Source organism: Mesorhizobium sp. M1E.F.Ca.ET.041.01.1.1 (genome assembly GCF_003997355.1).
In the GTDB taxonomy this organism is placed as follows: Bacteria; Pseudomonadota; Alphaproteobacteria; order Rhizobiales; family Rhizobiaceae; genus Mesorhizobium.
In genome coordinates this window covers 1-15,812 of the sequence record NZ_RZSL01000093.1, presented here as the reverse complement: position 1 = coordinate 15,812, position 15,812 = coordinate 1, and the positions used below count along the sequence as shown (strand labels likewise).

General features: G+C 59.3%; 8 protein-coding genes and 2 pseudogenes. 7 read left to right on the top strand and 3 right to left on the bottom strand.

Annotation, left to right across the window (positions count from 1 at the left end):
- Positions 1-772: 772 nt before the first annotated feature.
- The 4 genes and pseudogenes from EOA38_RS10775 (at position 773) to EOA38_RS10750 (ending at position 9,475) form a co-directional block, all read left to right on the top strand.
- Entirely contained in the window at positions 773-2,734 is a 1,962-nt protein-coding gene (locus EOA38_RS10775) for an EAL domain-containing protein (RefSeq protein WP_127299174.1), read from the top strand.
- An 815-nt stretch (positions 2,735-3,549) separates the two neighbouring features.
- A complete protein-coding gene (locus EOA38_RS10765) occupies positions 3,550-5,970 on the top strand; it encodes an EAL domain-containing protein (RefSeq protein WP_127299171.1) in 2,421 nt (806 codons plus the stop codon).
- A 631-nt stretch (positions 5,971-6,601) separates the two neighbouring features.
- Complete coding sequence (locus tag EOA38_RS10760) at positions 6,602-7,063, top strand: phasin (RefSeq protein WP_127299173.1); 462 nt, start codon at positions 6,602-6,604, stop codon at positions 7,061-7,063.
- An 823-nt stretch (positions 7,064-7,886) separates the two neighbouring features.
- Positions 7,887-9,475: pseudogene (locus EOA38_RS10750) on the top strand (MFS transporter).
- 818 nt (positions 9,476-10,293) lie between these two features.
- On the opposite strand, the pseudogene EOA38_RS10745 reads toward EOA38_RS10750, so the two are convergent.
- A pseudogene (locus EOA38_RS10745) lies at positions 10,294-10,647 on the bottom strand (flavin reductase family protein); the annotation flags it as partial.
- A 126-nt stretch (positions 10,648-10,773) separates the two neighbouring features.
- Between EOA38_RS10745 and EOA38_RS10740 the strand changes: the two are divergent.
- Positions 10,774-10,986, top strand: a complete 213-nt coding sequence (locus EOA38_RS10740) for a hypothetical protein (RefSeq protein WP_066991369.1) — start codon at positions 10,774-10,776, stop codon at positions 10,984-10,986.
- Positions 10,987-11,381: 395 nt separating this feature from the next.
- Here EOA38_RS10740 and EOA38_RS10735 read toward each other — a convergent pair whose 3' ends face one another.
- Together EOA38_RS10735 and EOA38_RS41105 are read right to left on the bottom strand one after the other, a co-directional pair.
- Positions 11,382-11,846, bottom strand: a complete 465-nt coding sequence (locus tag EOA38_RS10735) for a ProQ/FinO family protein (protein WP_066991372.1) — start codon at positions 11,844-11,846, stop codon at positions 11,382-11,384.
- A gap of 564 nt (positions 11,847-12,410) precedes the next feature.
- Positions 12,411-12,923 (bottom strand): hypothetical protein, encoded by a 513-nt coding sequence (locus tag EOA38_RS41105; protein WP_348627517.1) that lies wholly within the window; start codon positions 12,921-12,923, stop codon positions 12,411-12,413.
- A gap of 674 nt (positions 12,924-13,597) precedes the next feature.
- On the opposite strand from EOA38_RS41105, the gene EOA38_RS10720 reads away from it, so the two are divergent.
- Together EOA38_RS10720 and EOA38_RS10715 are read left to right on the top strand one after the other, a co-directional pair.
- A complete protein-coding gene (locus EOA38_RS10720; protein WP_245299531.1) occupies positions 13,598-15,022 on the top strand; it encodes a trehalose-6-phosphate synthase in 1,425 nt (474 codons plus the stop codon).
- Positions 15,023-15,500: 478 nt separating this feature from the next.
- Positions 15,501-15,812, top strand: a 312-nt coding sequence (locus tag EOA38_RS10715) for a LysR family transcriptional regulator (protein WP_245480811.1), incomplete at its 3' end; no start/stop codon positions are given.

Below are 15,812 nucleotides of genomic sequence, written 5' to 3'. Positions count from 1 at the left end.
GTCGTGCGTACCGCTCTCCAGGACGCGGCCTCGGTCGCCGGCCTGCTCGTCACCACTGAAGCCATGATCGCCGAGGCTCCGAAGAAGGACTCGGCTGCCGGCGGTATGCCGGGCGGCATGCCCGGCGGCGGCATGGGTGGTATGGATTTCTAAGGTCCACGCACCTCAACAATCTCGAGGGGCGGCAGAAATGCCGCCCTTTTCTTTGGGGCGAACCTTGGTCCGAAAAAACGACGGCGCGAACCGACGAGCAGGCTTGCTTCGCCTTCGAGGAGATCGAGACGGCATCTCTGCGATCCACAGCGAACTCGCCTACGTCCCGCAGCGCTGACATGATCGTGGAGAAGGCCTCCTGTGTGCCGGACCTCGGGACGGCTCGTCGAGTTGCCAGCCTTCAAAGGGTGAGAGCTCAGCATGGCTGCAGGGGGCTACCGGATCATGACGATGCTGCCCGGCTGATCCGACCGGGGAGAGCCAAAGGTCCTCAGGGCGCATAGTGTAGATTTTCTGTGCCAGCGAGCTTTGGCAGCAAAGCCTGCGGTTCTTTTGGTTAGCCAACTACAAGGCGGAGGGCGAACGGGCATAATTGGGATCAGGTTGGGTCGGCGATGCCCTAAGGGAGCATCGCGATTTTCGCTATCTTCGAATTTTGGGAGCTCTTGGCTTAACTTGGGTATCCAAATTTTGCGGTTGAAATTTACTTTTTTCCGAATTGTTCTGTGCTAGGGACCCACACGAAGCTACTACTCTGGCGCGGGGGAGTGAAAGAGTGATGCAGCGTCGGTCTGCCGCAAGGTTCGGTGACCTTCTGGCGGGAGATTTGTGGGCTTTTGGCGGGCCCTCGACAATCGAACCACTTGCCGGCCGAATCAGGGCGGAGCAGGTCAGTATCGTGCTTCGCAGCACGCTTCTTGGCATGGTTGCGAACATACTCAATGCGGCCACTTTTGTTATCGCGGTTTGGGGCTCGCCCGACCAGACGAAAGCCATCCTCTGGGCGAGTGTCATCATCGCCGCCGCTGGGTTCGTAGGCCTAAGAGCGAGATCATCGTTTCAGTCAGTCAAACCAAGGTCAGTGTCTCGCCGGACAACGCAAAACCTGGTGCGAAACGCCTTCCTGTTCGGCACTTGGTGGGGTGCACTTCCCGTTCTGTTCTTCGGAGGAGCAACGAGTGCCGCCCAGGTTGTCATTACCTGCCTGAGCGCTGGCATGATCGCAGGCGGTGCCGCTTCTTTTTCCACGATTCCTATTGCGGCCGTCGCGTATACGCTGCCGATCTTCGTCGGTTCAGCGGTTGCGATTGTGTGGCTGGATGGAGCCGTCAATGTGCCCGTCGCAATCCTGATGGTGAGCTACGCCATCACGCTGTTTCGTGCCGTGCTTGCTCACGCGTCCGAATTTACCCGACGCTTCATTCTGCAAGCGGAAAGCGAAAATGCCATTCGCAGGGATGTTCTAACGAGTTTGCCAAACCGGTTCAGCTTCAACGAGCGACTGGAAAACGCGTTGGTGGACGCAAAGCAGTTTGACCAGCACTTTGCGTTACTCTTGTTCGATCTTAACAATTTCGACGAGGTGAACGATCGCTTTGGCCGCGCAATAGGGGATGCCCTTTTGGTCGAAGTGGCTGCGAGACTTCGGAAATCGACGCGGGAGAGCGATGGCATCGCGAGATTGGAGGGCGACGAATTTGCTATAATCGTCACGTGCGATATTAGGCCAGATCAAATCAGGTCCTTAGCCCAACAGATCATAGATGGCATGCGCACCCCTTTCATGATTGAAGCACGCGAAATATATTGCAGGGCCTCTATCGGTATCGCCTTGGCGCCCACTGATGGTTTGGATGCCAATCAACTCCTGCGCTGCGTCGACACCGCGCTACACAGGGCCAAGACGCTGGGGACGGGTTCCATCCAGTTTTTCAGCGCAAACGACGATGAAGCTGCCACAAGGCGCCATGCCCTTGAACGCGATCTGGCATCTGCGCTCGCCAGCGACCAGCTTTGGCTTGCATTTCAACCCTTTCTCGATCTCGGGAGCGATCGCATCCGAGGTTTTGAAGCGCTTCTGCGGTGGCAGCATCCGACCCTTGGCGCGATCCCTCCCTCGGAGTTCATACCTATCGCTGAAGAAACGGGTCTGATTCACTCCATCGGACACTGGGCTGTCAAAACGGCTTGTTTGGCGGCTGCGCGCTGGCCGCGCGACTTGCGGGTCTCCGTCAACTTGTCGGCTGTGCAGCTTAAGAACAAGGCCTTGCTAGATGGAATTTTAGAGACCTTGGCTGAAGCCGGTTTGGAGCCCCGGAGACTGGAGGTCGAGATTACAGAGAATGTTCTGATTTCGAATTTTGAAGAAACAATTTCGTTATTACAATCGTTAAGTTCGTTATCCGTAACAGTTGCTCTTGACGATTTTGGTACCGGCTATTCATCACTCACTTATCTTCGTAAATTGCCTCTTTCGCGGCTCAAGATCGACCGATCTTTTGTCCAGGATATGCTCACCGACGCGGACTGCGCCGCGATTGTGAGATCATTGGTTGAGTTGGCGCATGAGCTTCGAATTGAGGTAACGGCCGAAGGCGTCGAAACTCCCGGCCAACTCGACTATCTGCGCCGCGTCGGATGTGATGAAGCTCAGGGCTATTTAATCGGGAAACCTGTCCGGATTGACGACATTCCTGGCATTGCTGCGAAGCCGTTTGGTCAGAAGCAGGTACTCGAATAGCAAGACCGGTACTTTGGCGGCGATGGTCTGGTTGTCTCGAATCTCGACGGGGACGGCCGCCTTGCTCAGGTAGGCTGAAGGCCGCAAATCCTTGTGCAAGCACTGGGAGTAGCCCTGTGACGAAGCATCAAGATGTATCAAGCGTTTCGTACGCAATGGTCGGAACGATGTAGATTTTTTGCGATCCGGTGAGCCGCTCTCGCAGCAGTATGTTTGGAATCGGCCTGCTTGCCTACCAGGGGGCACCACGCCGCTGCCTTCCTCTTTAACCGTCATTGCCCTGACAACACATTCTGCAAGTGTCGGCGAGTGTCGATGAAGCGCCTGTTCACGAGATTTCACGATCCAGCGGGAAAGCGCTCGGCTCGGGAAGAAGACGAGCTGAGCCTATTGCCGCATAGTCGCCTTGGGGGCACAGAGATGACCGGCTTGAGCAGATTTGAGAGGCGGGTCGTTGTTCAGGTTAGCCGCCATAGCTCAGAGCGCATCGTGTTCGATGTTAGTGATGCAGCCGCTATCCTGCTGCGTGATCTTCATCGTCAGACCGAGAAACGGAAGGCAGCGATGGACGCCTGTCGGCAGGTATTGCGTGGGTGAGGCCCACCTACCAGCCGCTCGAAAAGCTTTCGTTGCAGCCGCGCTTGAAGCAAAGATTATGCGCAGCGATTAGCCCTTGCGCTGGATCTCGATCTCCGCCGGCGACATCGTCGACCGCAAACGCCGGCTCGAAGCGGATTTTCCGCTTAAGCGCTTTATTCAAGTTTTGGCCGTAGATTTCTCCCCAGACGGGTGATCATCCTGCCTGGGGGAAGAGCATGTTGAAAGTCTACACTTGCATTGCGACGCAGCATGATCTGCGTCTGGTTGCGCTGGCGGCCTTCATCTGCGCCCTGGCCTCTTTCACGGCTGTGAATCTCCTCCACCATGTCGGGCGCAGTGAAAGCGAAATGCGACGGGTCTGGTTAGCCGTCGCCGCGATCGCCACCGGCTTCGGCATCTGGGCGACGCATTTCATAGCCATGTTGGCATTCCAGCCCGCTGTGTCGAGCGGCTATAACATCGGCTTGACGATCGTGTCGTTGCTGGCCGCGATCGCGTTGACCGGCACCGGTCTCACGATCGGCATCTCACCGCGCATTCCACATGGGCGCTGGATCGGCGGCGCGGTCGTCGGGGGCGGCATCGCGGTGATGCACTACACTGGAATGGCCGCATTCGAGATCGAGGGCCGCGTCGTCTGGGATGTGCCGCTCGTCGCCGCCTCAATCATTCTTGGTGGGCTGTTCGGCGCGACCGCATTGCCGGTTGCCCTTCACTCGAACACGGTCAAGTGGAAGGCGCTGGGCGCGGTCGTGCTAACGGTAGCGATTTGCAGCCACCATTTCACGGCGATGGCCGCCGCCGCAATCATGCCAGACCCGCGCATTGTCATTTCCGCGACGGCGTTGCCGGGGGACTGGATGGCAACTGGCGTAGCCCTCGTTTCAATCGTCATCATCCTTTTGGCCATCATCGGCCTCGCCCTCGATGTGCGTGATCTGCGTCGCGCCGGCGAGGCAGCGCGTATGCAGGAGCTGGCCGACGCGGCCGTGGAGGGGCTGATCGTGTGCAACGAAACCGATATTGTGGCAGCCAATCGCAGTTTCGCCGCGCTTGCCTGCGTGGACGGCACTCAGCCAGCCGGCCGCCCGCTCGCGTCCTTCTTTCCCACGGTTTCCCAAGGCGAGCTCACGGGCACACTGCAAACGCCACTGGAGGTGGGGCTATGCGCGACGGACGGCAGTACGGTCCCGGTTGAATTGATCCGGCACAGCATGCTCTATGCCGGCAAGCAACACCGTGTTCTTGCCGTGCGCGATATCCGCGGGCGCAAGCGGGCGGAGGAGGAGATCCAGTTCCTTGCCCACCACGATCCCTTGACCAAGCTTCCAAACCGCACGAGCTTCAACGAAAAGCTCGAGGCCGAGTTTACGACGCATTGCAGCGCTGAGCGGTGCCTTGCCGTCCTCTTCCTCGATCTCGACCGCTTCAAGGAGATCAACGACCTCTTCGGCCATCTCGTCGGAGACGCCGTGCTGCAGTGTGTGGCCGAGAAGATCAGTGGTGTCCTTAAGCCAGGGCAGATGGTTGCGCGCTTGGGCGGCGACGAGTTCGCTGTGATCGTTCCCGGTCTGCCGAGCGCCGCCTATGCAACGCGCACCGCTGAAGCCATCTTGGACGCATTCAATGACACAGGGGCCAACCTGCCCGCCGGCGTCACCATCGGCACCAGCATCGGCATTGCTGTGTTCCCTAACGATGCACCCGATCGGGAGACGCTTCTGAGCCATGCCGATGCCGCGCTCTATGAGGCCAAAATGCAGGGGCGGGGCGTCTATTGCGTTTTCGAGCCGTCCATGGGTGAGCATCTGCGCGATCGTCGCCAGTTCGAGCACGACGTCCGTCATGCGATCTCGCGCAAGCAACTGCGCCTCGTCTATCAACCGCAGGCGGAACTCCTGTCCAACGAGATATTCGGTTTCGAAGCGCTGCTCCGGTGGGATCATCCGGAACGGGGCGCCGTTCCGCCGGCGGTGTTCATCCCGATCGCGGAGGAGTGTGGCGCCATTCTGAAGATCGGTGAATGGGTGCTGCGGACCGCCTGCGCCGAAGCGGCAAGCTGGCAACAACCGCTAGCAATCAGCGTCAACGTTTCGGCCATGCAACTCCATGGCGGGAATTTGCCCGAGCTGGTCGGGGCGATTCTGAAAGAAACCGGTCTCGATCCGTCCCGCCTCGAGCTGGAAATTACGGAAACTTGCCTGATCAAGGACATGGGGCGCGCGCTCGCCGCGCTGCGCCAGCTCAAAAGCCTTGGGGTTCAAATCGCCATGGATGATTTTGGCACCGGATACTCGTCGCTATCGAATTTGCGGGCATTCCCGTTTGACAAGATCAAAGTCGATCAGTCTCTTATCCGGGCGGTGGATATCAGCGATGAGGCGGCTGCCGTCATGCGTGCGGTCTTTGGCCTCGCTCGGGGCCTCAAGCTCCCGGTCCTGGCAGAGGGTGTCGAAACGGACGCGGAGCTGACCTTCTTGCGGCAAGAAGCGTGCGATGCGATCCAGGGTTACCTACTTGGCCGGCCCTGCCCGATTTCCGACTTCGCTCAGCATACGAGCCGCAAAGGCGGGACGCCCGCTTCCCGACGGCTGGGCAACCAAGAACTGCGCCTGGTCAAGAACAGCGCGGCGTAGTGCAGAAGCGGCTCACACGTTCGTACTCGCGCGTTCGGGGATGGGTGCATTGTTCCTCAGGTCAGGCGCGAGCGGAGGTCGCTATCGGGTTCGACCGTGGTCATCTCCGAAATATGCGACAAGTTTCGGATACCTGGCCTGGAAGCCTCTCGTTCAACTCGTCCTGCGCACCCGATGCGGCCGTTCGCGACAGGCGCTGGCACGCTCCGAAACACAAATCCCCTAGGCGCTCGTTTACGGCTCGCGGGTTCCTGCATGAGTTCTCGCGCCACCGCAAGCGCACCGGAAGGTGCTCACAGCGCCTTCCGGTGACTGCAGCCGTCGGTGCATTCCGCCAAGAAGGCCAGCTGTATCGGTCGCGCGCCCGAGACAACGTAACACCTAGTGATGTCAACGGAAGGAAGCGCCAATAGTCCAGGACTTTCTTTTGGAAGCTCCCGATCTCCGCGTGCCGTAACAGGTAGAAGGCTCTGCGCCTGCGGGCAGCCTTCATTGGCGACCCCGATTTGGGCAACGCCGGGCGTAGCCCGCTCGCGCAAATTTCATGTGGGCTTCATAAATCCGTTGCGACGGTTTCGTACCTTCAGGAGACGGCTTTGCTTTGAGGCCGCCCCTGGAAAAGGATGGAAAAATGTCCAAGCTCCCTGGCAAGACCGAAACGATCGAAACCTTCGAATCCCCCGCCTTCGACCCGTCCGCGGCTGCCGAGCAAGTTCGCGCTGTTGTCGACCAGGGCCTTGAGCAGTCGAAGCAGGCACTTTCCAAATTGAGTTCGGACGCCGAAACGACACAAAGGGCTTTTGAGTCGACCTTTGAAACAGCCACGACGACCGGCAACGAGGTGTCCCTGAAGATGATTGCCGCTCTGCGCGCCAATACCGAAGCCGGCTTCACGCACCTTGAAGCGCTGGTTGCCGTGAAGTCGCTGTCCGAGTTCATCGAACTGCAGACCGCTTTCCTTCGCGAACAGGTGGAAAAGTTTGCCGAGCAGGCCAAGGGTTTCCAGGTTGTGATGATGAGGGCTAGCGAGGACATGTCCAAGCCGATCAAGGATGCCTTTGAGAAGGCTTTGAAGGAACGCAGGGCCGCCTGATGGTTGCGTTGCAAATTTTTGGCAGGGCGAAAGACCGTCTTTTGCTGGGCGCAATTCAGGCGATTGCCTCAAAGTGGATGTTTGAATCACCGACGAAGCTCGTAGCCACATCACAATCGATTCATCGACCGCAAGACGGTCTCTAGTCACCGCGTCATAGAAACATGAGCCGCCCAGCTTGCGCAATGATTTGTGTCGCTCAACCAGCTCGTCGAACTCGTCGCTGCGATCAGGGCGCACGACAGAATTGGCTGCCGCCATGCTGGCGATCAACCCGTCCCAGCCAAGGGAGGTTGCGATCGCGGATGCGAAACTGGTGTTGCTTTCACGGGCAGACAGAAGCGCCGCGCAGCCGAGCTTGAGATGATCGCGGCCACCCCATCGAGAACGTCAGCCTCTTTCAGGCGGCGCTCCTTTCGGCTGATTTCGGCCTTGCGACTGTTGCTGCCGATCAGCTTACAAAACATTGTCGACCGCAAGATCGGTGATCGCTGCTTGCCTTTCGATGACGAAAGCGGTCAGCGTGGCGTAGTAACGCTCGGATGAAGCATGCTGAGTCAAACGACAAGCAAGAATCTGGGCTCCACCCAGGTGATGTCTTCGAAGGCAGAGTGAGCCGGCTCGGGTCTGGGTCTCGTCTGCAAAACACCTGTGGCCGCATTCGTCGGAGGCAAAAGAGTTTCTCTCAATTTTGCCAGCCGCCACGGTTCAGTCGAGATTACATGCGAGACGGCCGATAACGGAAAGCAAAGGCTCGCAAAAAATGAGTAGAGTGGCTGGATCAGTTGAAGATTTGGCTGCGCCGACGACGTTTGCGCCCCTCATGCAGCCGACCTTTCGTTCGATCTGGCTCGCTACCCAGGTCTCTTCTCTCGGCTGGTTGATGCAGACTGTCGCCATCAGCTGGCTGATGGCGACGATCTCGACTTCCGATCTGATGGTTGCGCTGGTGCAGGCTTCATCGAACCTGCCCGCTTTCATCTTGTCCGTCTTCGCCGGAGCCCTCGCCGATAATTTCAGCCGTCGCAGGGTCATGTTCGCCGGCCGCTGCCTGATGGTGATAGGATCTGCGATGCTGACGGCGGTTGTGGCGCTGGGCTTTGTCAGTCCGTGGATGATCCTCGGCTTCAGCTTCCTGATCGCATGCGGGGGTGCTCTTCACGATCCCGCCTGGCAGGCCTCGGTTGGCGATATCGTCGACCGCCGCGATGTCCCGGCCGCCGTGACCCTGCTCTCCGTCGGCTTCAACACGGTCCGGACCGTGGGCCCGGCGCTCGGCGGCATCGTGGTTGCCTCGTTTGGGCTTTTGGCAGCTTTACCGTGACCACACTCACCTATCTGGTCCCTTTGGGCACGATATGGCGCTGCAAGTGGAAGGTTCGCTCTTCGCCTCTCCCGCGCGAGTCGATGAGGACGGCGATCTATGACGGGCTGCGCTTCACGGCGATGTCTTCGGAAATCAAGGCGGCGATCGCACGCGGAACCCTGTTTGGCCTGGCAAGCATCGCCATTCTCGCACTGCTGCCGCTGGTAGTCCGCGATCATCTGGGAGGCGGACCGCTCGCCTATGGCACGCTCATGGCAGGCTTCGGGACGGGCGCCGTCTTCGCCGGCATCTCCAACGGCACATTCAGACGGAGCTTGTCGCAAGAACGTCTGATGAAGCTCGCGTGCGTCGCCTGCGCGGCCTGCTCCCTCTCGCTTGCACTGACCTCTTCGATTCCGGTGGCCGCACTTGCGCTCGCCTTGGGCGGCGCCGGCTGGGTCACCGCCTGGTCCGGGGTTGGCGTGAGCGTGCAGCTGGCGAGCCCGCGCTGGGTCGTGGGGCGCACGATTTCGATCTACTATGCATTGATAGATGGCGGCATCGCGGCCGGCAGCTGGGTATGGGGCACGGTCTCCCAAAGCCATTCCCTGACGTGGGCGCTGGAGGGTTCCGCTGGAGCGCTGCTGCTCGTCGCCGCAGCTGGCATTCTGTTTCCTCTACGCGAGCGCCGCGAGTCCGAGCCCGATCCCTTGGAGGAATTCGACGCCCCGGCTGTCGCTCTCAATTTGAAGCCGAGAAGCGGTCCTATCGTGGTCAAGGTCGAATATCGGATAGCCGAGAAAAATGTCGAGGCCTTCCTCGAGCTCATGCGGCAGCGCAGGCATATCCACAGCCGCGTCGGTGCTCGGAACTGGACGCTTCAGCGCAACCTGCAGAAGCCCATGCAATGGACAGAGACATTCCGCACGCCGACCTGGACGGACTACCTTCGCCTCAACCATCGTCTCACGGAAGTAGACAAGGAATTGGACGAGCGTGTCTCCCGGTTGCAGGCGGGAGAGGCAGCGCCTCAAATGACGCTTTCGATTGAGCGGCCGACCAGCACGCCTCGTAAACGCGCAATCCTCCCACTTCCCCGTCATTGAAGCCTGACCGTCACGTCTAGGCACCAGCGATTGCTAATGTTGGTACTGCTAATGGTCGTGGCGAACGCGGAACAACCACCGGGATTCGAGGGTCAGCGGCGCAGATGTACAACAGGCTGTCTCGCGCGAGTGGGTACGCAATATCCTGTTCCGCGACAGAAGCCAAAGACCAATTTCATCCGGTCAGGACCTGGCTTCTACAGCGTGCCGGAAGCGGACACCATGAGGGTGCTGGGTTGATGTGGAAAATGCGTGGGGGCGGGTGGACGACGGCGCGCGATGGGCTTAGACGACGTTCGCAATCCCCCAAGTCCGCCGAGAGCACTATGAAGCAGCAGGCGACCCTTTGTCGTCGAGATCAGACAGAAGCGTGGCCTCGTAAAGCGGCCAGAGTCGATCTGGGTCGGCATCGACCTGGCAGCCATCTCGAACGATGTCGCGAAAGCGAACACGAAAGGTGCGGTCGCTGAGGCGACGCGGCAGCCGATTGGTCCTGGCGAAAATCTTTCCCAGCCCGTGTTCACCACCTCTGAAGAAGTATCCCAGGCCAAGGACATGATCATGCCCGACGCATCGCTTCCTGAGCGCGCAACGGTTGAGCAAGCGCCGGTTCCGGATGCATCGCACACACCGACTGGACGAACTCGCCGCAAGAAGCGGTGGCAGAAAGATGTGCCTTTGCCGCGAAGTGAACGATGGAAGCGGCGCCTGCCGTGGGCGCTGCGCCAGAGCCGGGCTGAGCGGTAGATCGACTGTTCAACGGGCCAGAAGGAGAATAAAAGCGCGTGGCTGCGGCCCACTCACGGCGTACCGCTCGCTCAAGACGATCCGTAAGCGCCATGATGATAGATCAGAGCCAGACCCGGCTCTCCGCTGGCCACATCCCGGACGCTGCCGAGGACGAGCGCGTGGCTGTCGCGCACAACTTCAAGTGCCAGTGCGCCGGTCGCCAGAGCAGACCAACTGGCTCCTTCGTAACGAGCCGAACCCTTCAGGCCACCGCGTCCGGCGAACCGCTCGGCGATCGCCATCTGGTCGGCTCGAAGCACGTTGACGCAGAAATGCCGATGCTGGTTGATGGCTGCCCACGTTGACGAGTTCAGGTTGATGCTGACCACCATCACCTCGGGTTCGACAGACAAGGGATGGGCGGTGGTCGTGTCCGCTTTGTTGACTGTCTCGCCGCGCTGTTTCGTCTCCTCGCGTTAGCGGAAGTTAAATTTCGAGCGTTTCAGCTTGCCGCAAATTAGGGTCTCGATGGCATGTTTGCATGACTTTTGGGGCGGGCAGGAAGACTGATGCGCGGACGGGGATGGATCAAGGCCTTGCGTCAGGATGAGGCGCGGCAGATGCGTGTGCGCATCGCGGAACTGGAGCGCAACCTCATGGCGACCACGCCACAGGGGCGCCATCGACGTTTTGAAGCGGGGAATGAACTTCGCATTGCGAAATTCCGCCTCGAGCGGCTCGAGGAATGCATCGCCGGAATAGCGGAAAAATGTGGGGCTTAGCGGATCTCGCCGCTCTCGAAATTGCCGCGGTCCGGCCGAACTGTGCCCCCGATGCTATGATCACAAAGCTGGTGGTTTGACGCCGGTCGAGAGCATCTTTTCAAGCAGCGCTGGGCGGCAGACGCGCAGGCGGCAGGATGAGCCTGCCTGGAGACAAACGCAAGGGGTTGGTTGGTGCGGACGAGGGGCAAACGCCTTCCGGAAAAGGGCTTTCACGCGTATCTTCCACAGGTAGGCAGCTGCACCCCGTGCGCCATCCTGCAGGACACAGCTACCATAGCGAGGCAATCCCGGTTGAAGAGGCGTCGTTTGACTCGGAGATGTTGCTCTGGGGCATCGACCTCTTCATCATGGCTATTACTCGGAAGCCCTGAGTCTTGGGAGATCTGTGGCGCTCAAGCCATCGGCTTTCGGAAAGACCGGCGACGCTTCGTCTCAACGACTATTCCAGCCGTATTTTTCGCGTTGAACACGGCCGTTTGCTTCGGCTTCGGTTGGGGCGGGGCATCAGGCACCCTTGGCTCCGGCGTCTTCTTGGTCTCTTCCTTGTTCTTGCGGGCGCACAGCAAAGCCTTGGCGCTCGCCGCCTCCGCATCCGATACCTCGCCGGCCGGCTCGCCATCAAGATCGACCCGCACAGCGCCAGCATTCAGTCTCGCCAAGTACCTGGGCATGCTGGTATAGGCGCGCAGGGCTCTCCTCAATTCATCATCTGACAGTTCGCCGTCCAGCACGCGAATGTCATGATGGATGCCGATCCTAAGCGGCATGGGCGCTTTCGGATTGAACGCCGCAGGCCACTTTGCCGATAGATGCCGGAAAAGCTGTGCGGGCGATTTCCCTCGGTTGGGGGTCGTCATGATCAAGCCTCGCCCGATTTGTTTTGTTCCCAGTTCGGACGCTCCGTAGCACCCATATATGCAATGATTGTGGACGCCTGAAAAAGTCGCCGGGCAGGGGCAAAGCAGCGCATCCTAGCTTCTAGATGAATACCGTTGCCCTCCCAATCTCCTCGCGACTTCTGAGGAACGGAAACGATCAATCGGACGACCAACCTTCCGAACGCGCAAGAACTGGCGGCTATGCCGTTGGGCAAAGGACGGCTGCCCCGAGTTAATCGGCGGCAACTTGGCATGGGAAGACAAAACAACTCCAATCTAGAAGCCAGCCGCGAAACGCTAGGCTAACGCCTAAGGTCTGGAGCTCGCCTTCTGCTCAACGCCATCACAAGGACGGCATTGAGCAGCGTAACGAACATTCCATCCTGATGATGCCAAGCCGTCCTGGACGTGTCGATCTGGTACTCGATTAGCGTATGAACGAAAAAAGCTTGCAGTTTTTTCGACACGCCGCCGCTCGAAAAGTTCCATGTTTGCCTTTGAAAACGGCTGCCTTGGTCATGGGAGCTTCCCGTAGGGCGGCGGCTATTGCAACCGATCGCTCTGAAGCTGCCCGCAGCCGCTCGTCGCTAGCCACCGCGCCCGCGCCAGGTGGGATCTCCAAGCCAGACGTGCCCGTTCCGGCTGGCGCTCTGCGTCAATGTTCAAGATGGCTCGTGCCACCTTGCGCCAATCGAGGCCCATCGCCTCCGACATCAGCAGGACGGCGTAAGTCTGAAAGTGCGCCACGTCGTAAGGCGTGACCTCGGCCAACTCGGGTGTTTCATTATCGATCCAGGCCTCCTCCTCCTTTGGGGGCGCGTCGATGTAGCGGCCAATCGAGGCCAGGTGCGCCGCAATCTGGTAACGCAGGTGATCGCGGCTCCCGTAGCGCGCATCAATTTCGCCGAGCTTCTTGTACAATCCCCTACGCTTGTCGCGCGGAACATCGGTATCGCCCAGGGAGTAACAACTCGGACCGACGGCGCAGATATCGCAGCCCGTTGCGACCACGTCCTGCACGAATGCGGGAATGTCCTTTTCTTGCATGCGCTTCATTTCAACAGGCCTCTTCTGATTTCACATTTCCTTATCACAGATCACCCAATTTGCAACCCTGCCGTGCAATCTTGGGCGTCACTGCGGCACGCGAGCACCTTCCCTCACAGCTCAGCCCAGTGAATCCGCCGCGCGCGCCTCACCCGGAGCCCGGAAGAATTAAGTCTTCCCTGTGCAGGAAGAACCGACGCGCGAAGAACTCAAGATTTGGGTATTGCTCCCTTCCTGCGCAGCGCTCTGCCGATAGCGCAGCCTGTCGGGGCAGAAGGCAAGGAAGGTAGCCCGCAAGTGTCGGAGAAGCTGCGGCTTCCAGATTGGCGCCGCTCACACGGTTGCTGAGGCCGGTTTACCCCATCGAACACTATGCCGCCGAGGAAGAGTGGGCGAAGCAGAAGCTCCGCCCGGTGGACACCCCAGCCCTCGCCGACCGCTAACTGAGCTCGGGCGAATGCGAAGACGTGGGGACAAAGCTCTGGGATAGTTGGGAGGATGATGCGCTCGTCGCGAACCCGGAGGCGCCGGTCTGCCAGACTAGTGGTCGTAGGGAATCGGCCCACTTAGTGGCTATTTGTGTTCGCTATTCTGCCATACGCCTAATGAGATTGTCCCACCTGATGACCGTCCCTAACTTGGCTGAGATCGAAGCCAAAAGCTGTCAGTCAACAGGAGTGACCATGAAGAACCTTATGGGTGTCGTTGGGGACGGTGGAGATGGTAGACTGGTCATTGTCTCCAACAGGGTTGCGTTGCCCGACGAGCACGGGTCACTGCCCCCGGGCGGGATGGCCATTGCGCTGAACGCCGCGCTCCAGCAACGAGGCGGCCTTTGGATGGGCTGGTCGGGGAAGGTGAAAACCGAGAAGAACCAGGTGTCACCGACGATGCAGGAGGCCAACGGCATCACCTATGCCCTTGCCGATCTCTCGCAGAAGGATCTGGACGAATATTACTACGGCTTCGCCAACAGGGTTCTTTGGCCGGTCTTCCACTGCCGTGTCGACCTCGCCGAATACAACGATGCGAGAAAGTCAGGATACTACCGCGTCAACCGACTCTTCGCAGAGTCCTTGATGCCGCTCCACCGCGAGGACGACGTCATATGGGTGCAGGATTATCACCTGATCCCTCTAGGGAAAGAACTGCGCGAGCGCGGCTGCCGCAACCGGATCGGCTTTTTCCTGCACATACCATGGCCGCCGGCGGACATCCTCGCCACCGTGCCGCTCTGCGAAGAATTACTGGAAGCGCTTTCGTTCTATGACCTTGTCGGCTTCCAAACCGACGACGATCTTGACAACTTCGCCGAATGTCTACGCCGCCGAAACTTAGGGCTGCTCATGAAAGACCGTAGCTGCCTAGTCAAAGGGCGGGAGTTCCGCTGCGGGGTTTTTCCAATCGGTATCGACACGGCCAAGTTCGAAAGCCTCGCAGAGCTAGCGACGCGCGACGGGGATCTGCAGGAAATTTACAAGACGACTGCTGGCTGTGACGTCGCCATTGGTGTCGACCGATTGGATTATTCCAAGGGCATCGATCAGCGCATCATGGCGTTTCGCCATTTCCTTGATCGTAACAGCCATCGCGTCCGCAAGACGCTACTGCTGCAGATTACCCCGAAATCCCGCGGGGAAATACCGGCCTATCTGGCGCTGCAAAAGCGCATCGCCGAACTGGTGGGAAGTGTCAATGGGGAACTTGGAACCATCGATTGGGTACCAGTACACTACACCAATCGTTCCCATGGCCCGCTGCAACTGGCCGGCCTCTATCGACTGGCACGCGTTGGCCTGGTGACGCCGCTCCGCGACGGCATGAATCTGGTGGCGAAGGAATACGTGGCTGCGCAAGACCCAAGCAATCCGGGCGTCCTCGTGCTCTCGCAATTTGCCGGCGCCGCTGGCGAATTGGAGGGAGCGGTGCTTGTAAATCCCTATGACCCAGAGGCTGTGGCGGCCTCCACGGAAAAGGCATTTCGCATGTCGCCAGACGAACGGAAAGACCGTTGGAACGCAATGAAGCACAGTCTCATCGGGCATGATGTCTATCGATGGTGCGACGGCTTTCTTGCTAAGCTGGAGGCGGCGGACTTGCCAGCATGAGGCTGATCGCGACCAAGTGAATCAGGGCAGCATTCCGGCCTCGCCGAGGCGTGGTTAATGTGCTGTGGTGGATGGCGATGACCGCAGACCAACTACCCAGTTAGGTTGTACCCGATTATGCTGGCACGGGAGCGAAGAACTCGCGGCTGCGGTCACACATCAAACTAGTTGAGCCGATCCGCGCAAGAGGGCTCTCGTCCCCGGGTCCGTCGGCGTCGAGTATTCGACTGTCTCGCTTCGCTGATCGAGACCCATGTATTGAAGATGTCGACCACCCGGTTGGTGGACATTGCTGATGTGCTAAGCAGCATCGACTACACCGCACGCCAGATCTCAAGACGTAGCGTGAGCACATTCCACATTAAAACAAGAGGAAAAAGACATGGGTGAGCTCTCTTGCGGTTGGCAGAATTCTTCAAACACGCGTGAGCGGCCCCGACTGATTGTCGAGGGAGCTCGCGCCCCACGGCAACAGCAAATGCTGGCATCCATTGACCTGAATTTACTGTTGTCTCTCGAGGCGCTGCTGGAGCACCGCAACGTCACGCATGCGGCTCGGCACGTGCGCCTGAGCCAACCGTCGATGAGCCGAGCGTTGACAAGGCTGCGTGGCATTTTCAATGACGATCTTTTGGTTCGCGGCTCGAGCGGCATGGTCCCGACGCCGCAGGCCGAACGGTTGGCCCGAATGCTGCCGCCGGTGTTGGATGCGCTTCGCGGGATGGTGAACCGCCAGGGGGAATGGCGATCAAAGACGATAATGGCGATACCCGACCATCAAGCCCTGATC